7 protein-coding genes and 1 tRNA gene are annotated in these 6,512 nt (G+C 63.5%); 5 read left to right on the top strand and 3 right to left on the bottom strand.

The window, feature by feature from the left end; all coding sequences use genetic code 11:
• Positions 1-40: 40 nt before the first annotated feature.
• Positions 41-123 (bottom strand) — tRNA-Leu (locus AC5RWX_RS28810).
• 168 nt (positions 124-291) lie between these two features.
• Between AC5RWX_RS28810 and AC5RWX_RS28805 the strand changes: the two genes are divergently transcribed.
• Both AC5RWX_RS28805 and AC5RWX_RS28800 read left to right on the top strand, forming a co-directional pair.
• A complete protein-coding gene (locus AC5RWX_RS28805; protein WP_494099659.1) occupies positions 292-1,596 on the top strand; it encodes a M20/M25/M40 family metallo-hydrolase in 1,305 nt (434 codons plus the stop codon).
• Positions 1,597-1,605: 9 nt separating this feature from the next.
• Complete coding sequence (locus AC5RWX_RS28800) at positions 1,606-2,766, top strand: acyl-CoA dehydrogenase family protein (protein ID WP_494099658.1); 1,161 nt, start codon at positions 1,606-1,608, stop codon at positions 2,764-2,766.
• A gap of 24 nt (positions 2,767-2,790) precedes the next feature.
• Here the strand turns inward: AC5RWX_RS28800 and AC5RWX_RS28795 are convergent, their stop codons facing one another.
• On the bottom strand, positions 2,791-3,024 hold the full coding sequence (locus tag AC5RWX_RS28795; RefSeq protein WP_494099657.1) for a DUF5703 family protein: 234 nt from the start codon (positions 3,022-3,024) through the stop codon (positions 2,791-2,793).
• Between the two features lie 40 nt (positions 3,025-3,064).
• Between AC5RWX_RS28795 and AC5RWX_RS28790 the strand changes: the two genes are divergently transcribed.
• A complete protein-coding gene (locus AC5RWX_RS28790; protein WP_104043962.1) occupies positions 3,065-3,337 on the top strand; it encodes a hypothetical protein in 273 nt (90 codons plus the stop codon).
• 37 nt (positions 3,338-3,374) lie between these two features.
• Here AC5RWX_RS28790 and AC5RWX_RS28785 read toward each other — a convergent pair whose 3' ends face one another.
• Complete coding sequence (locus AC5RWX_RS28785; protein WP_494099656.1) at positions 3,375-4,310, bottom strand: aldo/keto reductase; 936 nt, start codon at positions 4,308-4,310, stop codon at positions 3,375-3,377.
• Positions 4,311-4,362: 52 nt separating this feature from the next.
• Between AC5RWX_RS28785 and AC5RWX_RS28780 the strand changes: the two genes are divergently transcribed.
• Both AC5RWX_RS28780 and mshC read left to right on the top strand, forming a co-directional pair.
• A complete protein-coding gene (locus AC5RWX_RS28780; protein WP_494099655.1) occupies positions 4,363-5,196 on the top strand; it encodes an undecaprenyl-diphosphate phosphatase in 834 nt (277 codons plus the stop codon).
• A gap of 15 nt (positions 5,197-5,211) precedes the next feature.
• The gene (gene mshC / locus AC5RWX_RS28775) at positions 5,212-6,489 is read left to right on the top strand and encodes a cysteine--1-D-myo-inosityl 2-amino-2-deoxy-alpha-D-glucopyranoside ligase (protein WP_494099654.1); all 1,278 of its coding nucleotides are present in this window, start codon (positions 5,212-5,214) and stop codon (positions 6,487-6,489) included.
• Positions 6,490-6,512 lie beyond the last annotated feature (23 nt).

Raw genomic sequence — 6,512 nt, 5'->3', positions numbered from 1 at the left:
AAACCCCGGAAAATCAGTGATCTTCCGGGGCTTCCCTTTGTGCGCGGAGGGGGACTTGAACCCCCACCCCCTTTCGAGGACTAGCACCTCAAGCTAGCGCGTCTGCCATTCCGCCACCCGCGCAGGTGGTATTTCGGGAACCTTTTCCGCCTTTCAGCGTTTCGGGTTTCTCCGAAGCAGCGAGAAAAACTCTAACACGACTTTTCCCGAAACATCGAATCGGGCCATGTGGGTAGGCTGAGGGCAGCAATCAAGCGCTGCAACCCGCCATTCCCCAGTGAGGAGCTCTCAATGCCTGACGTCCTGCCCGAGGATGAAGTTGTCCGTATCTGCCAGGACCTCATCCGGATAGATACCTCGAACTTCGGTGACGGATCCGGTCCGGGGGAGCGGGCGGCGGCTGAGTACGCGGCAGCGCTCATCGAGGAAGTCGGCATCGAAGCTGAAATCTTTGAGTCAGCGCCCGGACGGGCCAACGTGGTCACCCGGATGGCAGGCGAGGATCCTTCCGCGAGCGCTTTGGTGGTGCACGGCCACCTTGACGTGGTTCCGGCGCTCCGCGACCAATGGTCGGTGGACCCGTTCGGAGCCGAACTGAAGGACGGGCTTATCTGGGGCCGCGGCGCCGTCGACATGAAAGACATGGATGCCATGATCCTCGCCGTCCTGCGCAGTTTTGCCCGCGCGGGCAAAAAGCCCAAGAGGGACATCATCTTTGCCTTCTTCGCAGACGAGGAAGCCGGCGGCGCGTACGGCGCCCGTTACGCTGTGGACAAGCGCCCGGAACTTTTCGAGGGCGCCACCGAGGCCATCTCGGAGGTCGGCGGATTTTCTGCAACCATCGGCGGGCAGCGCACCTACCTGCTGCAGACCGCCGAAAAAGGCATCTCCTGGCTGCGCCTTGTAGCGCATGGGAGGGCGGGCCACGGCTCACAGATTAACACCGACAACGCGGTAACCCGCCTCGCGGCCGCAGTGACCCGCATAGGCGAATACAAGTGGCCGATCGAACTGACGCCCACCTCGAGGCAGTTCCTGGACGGTGTGACGGAACTTACCGGAGTTGAATTCGACGCCGACAATCCCGACCTCTTGCTGAACCAGCTGGGGACAGTGGCGAGGTTCGTGGGCGCAACCCTGCAGAACACCACCAATCCCACGCTCGTGAAGGGCGGCTACAAGCACAACGTCATCCCCGAATCCGCGGAGGCGCTCATCGACTGCCGCACGTTGCCCGGCCAGCAGGAGCACGTCCTGGAAATCGTCCGGGAGCTGGCCGGAACGGGGGTGGACGTGAGCTACGTCCACAACGACGTGTCCCTCGAGGTGCCCTTCGCCGGCAACCTGGTGGATTCCATGATCGACGCCCTGCATACCGAGGACCCCGGCGCGAAGGTGCTGCCGTATACGTTGTCAGGTGGCACGGACAACAAGTCGCTCAGCCGGCTTGGCATCACCGGCTACGGCTTCGCCCCCCTGATGTTGCCGGATGAGCTGGACTTCACGGGGATGTTCCACGGCGTGGACGAGCGCGTTCCCGCCGACTCCCTCAGGTTTGGCGCCAAGGTGCTCAACACACTCCTCACCAACTACTGAGCCGCTGAAATGACCCATGAAGAAGTCCTGCCGGACGCCCTCCTGGAACGTATCCGCGGCCGGGCCGCCGGATACGACACTGACAATTCGTTCTTTCACGAGGACCTGCAGGAGCTCGCCGAGGCTGGTTACCTGAAGCTTTTTGTCCCCGCGGCCGACGGCGGGAAGGGGCTTGGCCTGGAAGGGGCGGCACAGTGCCAGCGGAGGCTGGCAACGGCTGCGCCAGCCACCGCCCTGGCGGTCAACATGCACCTGGTGTGGACCGGCGTCGCGCACGTTCTTCAGGCAAGAGGGGACAACTCCCTGGATTTTGTCCTCAAGGAAGCCGCCCAGGGCGAAGTCTTCGCCTTCGGCAACTCCGAAGCAGGCAACGATTCAGTCCTGTTCGATTCCCGGACCATGGCCGAGGCGCAGCCCGGCGGTAGCTACACCTTCACCGGTACAAAGATATTCACCAGCCTGTCGCCGGCGTGGACCAGGCTGGGCATCTTCGGAAAAGACCCGTCCGCGCGGGAAGGTGACGGTGAACTCGTCCACGGCTTCATCACACGCGAAACACCCGGCTACAGCATTCTCGACGACTGGGACACACTGGGAATGCGCGCCAGCCAGTCCAGCACCACGGTCCTCGAGGGTGTCCACGTCCCCCAAAACCGGATCTTCCGCAAACTCCCCGTGGGACCCAACCGCGACCCTCTGATTTTCGCCATCTTCGCGTGCTTCGAAGCGCTGCTGGCCGCCGTCTACACGGGAGTGGGGGAGCGTGCGCTGGAAGTGGGCGTCGAAACCGTCAAACGCCGGACTTCCTTCAAAAACGGTGGACGGAGCTACGCTCAGGATCCGGACATCCGCTGGAAGGTGGCCCAGGCCGCGATGGCCATGGACAACCTGTACCCGCAGTTGGCATCGGTAACGGCAGACGTCGACGCCCTCGCCGACCACGGCCCGCAGTGGTTCCCGAAACTCGTGGGCCTAAAGGTCAACGCCACGGAGACCGCACGCCGCGTTGTAGACCTCGCCATCCGCGTCAGCGGCGGATCGAGCTACTTCCGGGGATCAGAGCTTGAACGGCTGTACCGGGACGTTCTGGCCGGGATGTTCCATCCATCAGACGACGAATCAGCCCACAACACAGTAGCCACCGCCTGGCTGGGGCCCCTCGAGGATTAGACGGCCCGCTGGACCCATGATTTTTTAGACGGTCCGATGGACCTGCATCACGCGGCGGCGGAGCCAGAACCGCCTGCCGCCCCCGACGTACAGCTTGCTGCGCTCCAGTTCCCACTTGCCGTATTCGGAGTGTTCCACCAGGCGGCGCCGGGCTTCGTGCAGTGAATCAACAGGGCTGACCGTCAGTACAAGGTACTCGTACTGCTTCGCATAGTCCCGTTCCCGCTGGACCGAGCTGGTGAGAAATTGTTCCTTCATTTGCTCTCCATTTTCGTCCTTTTCCGGCTAACGTGAAGGCATGAGCATCGATCCGCGTGTCGCGCTTCAGTCCTTGACCACCGCTTTGGAAGAACACCTTATAGCAGCATCCAACCGCCGCGGAGATGGCGACCCCTCCGTGGAGGCGGCGTTTTTCGCAGTAGCCGATGCTTTTGAAGTCTACGAGGATGCACTCTACGAGGCTTACAACGAGGTCACGCCGCTTCAGGTCTTTGATGACGAAGATGACGAGGAAGAGGAAAGCGACGTGGATGACGAGGACCTTGAGATCGTCGAGGACCGCAACGTCTGACGCAGGACACCGCGGGCCCTGCTCGCCGGAAAAGGCATTACTGGACGGCTGAAGCGTCCTCCAGGGCGCAGGCTATCTCCGGCGGCAGCGGCGTCAGTTGGGCATCCACGATTTCCTTGAGCTGCGCAGGCGTTCGCGGGCCGACTATGGCCGTGGCGACCCCGTGCTGGGAAAGCAACCAGCTCAGCACCACATCCTGCGGCGTCCGGCCCAGACCCTTGGCCGCCATGCACACGGCCTCGACTGTCCTGGACGCTTTCCCGTCAAGATAGGGCTCGACATACCCGGCTTCCGTGGCGGACGCTCCCCTTGAACCGGCAGGAATGCTGCCCCGGTATTTACCGGTCAACACCCCACGACCCAGGGGTCCCCACGCCATCAGGCCCAAGCCTGCATCCTCAATTGCCGGAATGAGCTCCACTTCCGGCCACCGCTGCAGAAAAGAGTACTCGGCCTGGGCAGCCACCAGGGGAAACCCGGCAATGGCCGCGGCCTTGGCCGTCTGCCAGCCGTTGAAGTTCGAGACCCCGGCGTACCGGGCCCTTCCGGTCCGTACGGCAAACTCCAGCGCGGACAGCGTTTCGTCCAGAGGCACGTTGCCATCCCAGGCCTGTGCAAACCAGATGTCCACGTAGTCGGTCCCCAGCCTGGCGAGGCTTGCCTCCAGGCCGGTGAGCATTGCGTTCCGTGACGTGTCCACACCCCGCCGACCATCCGGCGTCGTCATGCCCGCCTTGGTGGAGATGGAAATCTCGGTGCGGGCAACCACGTCGCCCAGCATCGACCCAACCATGGCTTCCGATCGTCCATCGGTGTACGAGGCAGCCGTATCGACATGCCGTCCGCCCGCGTTCAGGAAGGTGCGCAGCAGGTCGGCCGCGTCCTGTTCGTCGGTCTCGCCGGCCCACGACATGGTGCCTAGGGATAGGGCGGAAACTCGCAATCCACTGTTGCCGACGTAACGCTGCTGCATAGCAGCAAGCTTACGGGCAGAACCAGTACTGCCCATGCCGTAGGGTCTTAGCGTGAACTGGATTGAGGCGGCCCTGCTGGGCCTTGTGCAGGGACTGACCGAATTTCTACCGATTTCATCAAGCGCCCATCTGCGGATCGTGGGGCAATTCCTGCCTAACGCCGCCGACCCCGGAGCCGCTTTCACCGCCATCACCCAGCTGGGTACTGAAACGGCAGTCCTGATCTATTTCTGGCGGGACATCGTGCGGATCGTGAAGGCATGGGCCGGTTCCCTTGCCGGGAGAGTTTCCAGGCAGGACCCTGATGCCAGGATGGGCTGGCTTGTCATTCTGGGCAGCCTGCCCATCGTGGTGCTGGGCCTGCTGTTCCAGGACCAGATCGAGTCAGTGCTCCGCAGCATGTGGATCGTGGCCACCATGCTGATCGTGTTCGGTCTGTTCCTTGCCGTCGCCGACGCAGTGGGCAAGCAGGAACGGGATCTCAGCCGGCTAACGTACAAACACGGCATTCTCTTCGGCTTCGCCCAGGCCATGGCGCTCATCCCCGGCGTGTCCAGGTCCGGCGGCACCATCACCGCAGGCCTCCTGATGGGCTACACCCGCGAAGCGGCGGCACGGTACTCGTTCCTGCTGGCCATTCCCGCAGTGTTCGGCAGCGGGCTGTTCCAGCTCTACAAAACTGTGTCCAATGAGGGCATCACCGGCCCCTACGGGCTGCCGGAAACAGCCCTGGCCACCGTGATCGCCCTTGTGGTCGGCTACATCATCATCGGCTGGTTCCTGAAGTTCGTCTCCACCCGGAGCTACCGCCTGTTCGTCTGGTACCGGATCTTCCTCGGCCTGGCCCTGTATCTCCTTCTCGGTTTCAGTGTCATCAGCGCCTAGCACTAGGCTTGGCGTGTGAAATCCTGGATCTCCCGCCCTGTTCCCGACGTGCCCGGCACCATGCCGGCCATCCGGTTGTTCGATACCGCTGTGGGCCGCGAGGTGGCCCTGGAAACAGTTGGCCGGCCCTCCCTCTACGTTTGCGGCATCACGCCCTACGACGCTACGCACATGGGCCATGCTGCGAGCTATGTTGCGTTCGACCTCCTCAACCGCGTTTGGCGCGATGCCGGCCATGAGGTGTCCTATGTCCAGAACGTAACGGACGTGGATGATCCGCTGCTGGAACGCGCGACGGCCACGGGCGTGGACTGGCGGGACCTGGCGGCAAGCCAGATCGAGCTTTTCCAGACAGACATGGAAGCACTCAACGTGCTCGCGCCGGACCACTACGTGGGCGCCGTCGAATCCATCTCCCTGATCGTGCCCGAGGTGGAGCGGTTGGTCAGCCTGGGGCTTGCATATACGGTGCAGGGCACCAACGGCGAGCCGGACGGGGACGTGTATTACGACGTCGAGGCAGCGGGAAAGCAGTCCTCGGCACCGGACGCCTGGTCCCTGGGGTCCATCTCCGGTCTTGCCGAAAGCGAGATGCTGGAGCTCTTCGCCGAACGCGGAGGTGATCCCGGCCGCTCCGGGAAGCGCCAGGCGCTGGACCCGCTGCTGTGGCGTGTGGAGCGCGAAGGCGAGCCCAGCTGGCCCGGCGGAAGCCTCGGATACGGACGCCCCGGCTGGCACATCGAGTGCACGGTCATCGCGCAGAAATACCTGCCCTCGCCCTTCACCGTCCAGGGCGGCGGGTCGGACCTGATCTTCCCGCACCACGAAATGGGTGCCGTCCACGCATTTTCACTGGCTGGTGTCCCGCTTGCCCAGCATTACGCCCACGCCGGGATGGTGGGACTGGACGGCGAAAAGATGAGCAAGTCCAAGGGCAACCTGGTGCTGGTATCGAAGCTGCGTGCCGCAGGGGAGGACCCGGCAGCCATCCGGCTCGCCATCCTGGTTCACCACTACCGCTCGGACTGGTCCTGGACGGACGAAGGATTCGAAGACGCAAAGTCAGACCTTGCAACGTGGCGAAGTGCATTGGCACACGCTCCCGCAGGCTCGGCCCCTGCCCTCATCGCAGAGATGCGCGCTGCGCTGGCTGCGGACCTTGACGCCCCCGCCGCAGTTGCCGCAGTTTCCCGCTGGGCACAGCAGGCAAACTCGGCCGGGGGCGCGGCCAGTAGTCAGGATCAGGCTTTGGTGCGGGACGCCATCGACGCCCTCCTCGGAATCAGCCTCTGACCGGACCCGCTGGCAGCAGGACT

The organism is Arthrobacter sp. SPT-J7 (genome assembly GCF_059089965.1).
This window is presented reverse-complemented; position numbering and strand designations above follow the sequence as displayed.

Bases quoted from the DNA above. Each gene is read 5' to 3' on its own strand.
- AC5RWX_RS28805 (WP_494099659.1), top strand. From the start codon at position 292: ATGCCTGACGTCCTGCCCGAGGATGAAGTTGTCCGTATCTGCCAGGAC.
- AC5RWX_RS28795 (WP_494099657.1), bottom strand. From the start codon at position 3,024: ATGAAGGAACAATTTCTCACCAGCTCGGTCCAGCGGGAACGGGACTAT.
- AC5RWX_RS28800 (WP_494099658.1), top strand. From the start codon at position 1,606: ATGACCCATGAAGAAGTCCTGCCGGACGCCCTCCTGGAACGTATCCGC.
- AC5RWX_RS28790 (WP_104043962.1), top strand. From the start codon at position 3,065: ATGAGCATCGATCCGCGTGTCGCGCTTCAGTCCTTGACCACCGCTTTG.
- AC5RWX_RS28785 (WP_494099656.1), bottom strand. From the start codon at position 4,310: ATGCAGCAGCGTTACGTCGGCAACAGTGGATTGCGAGTTTCCGCCCTA.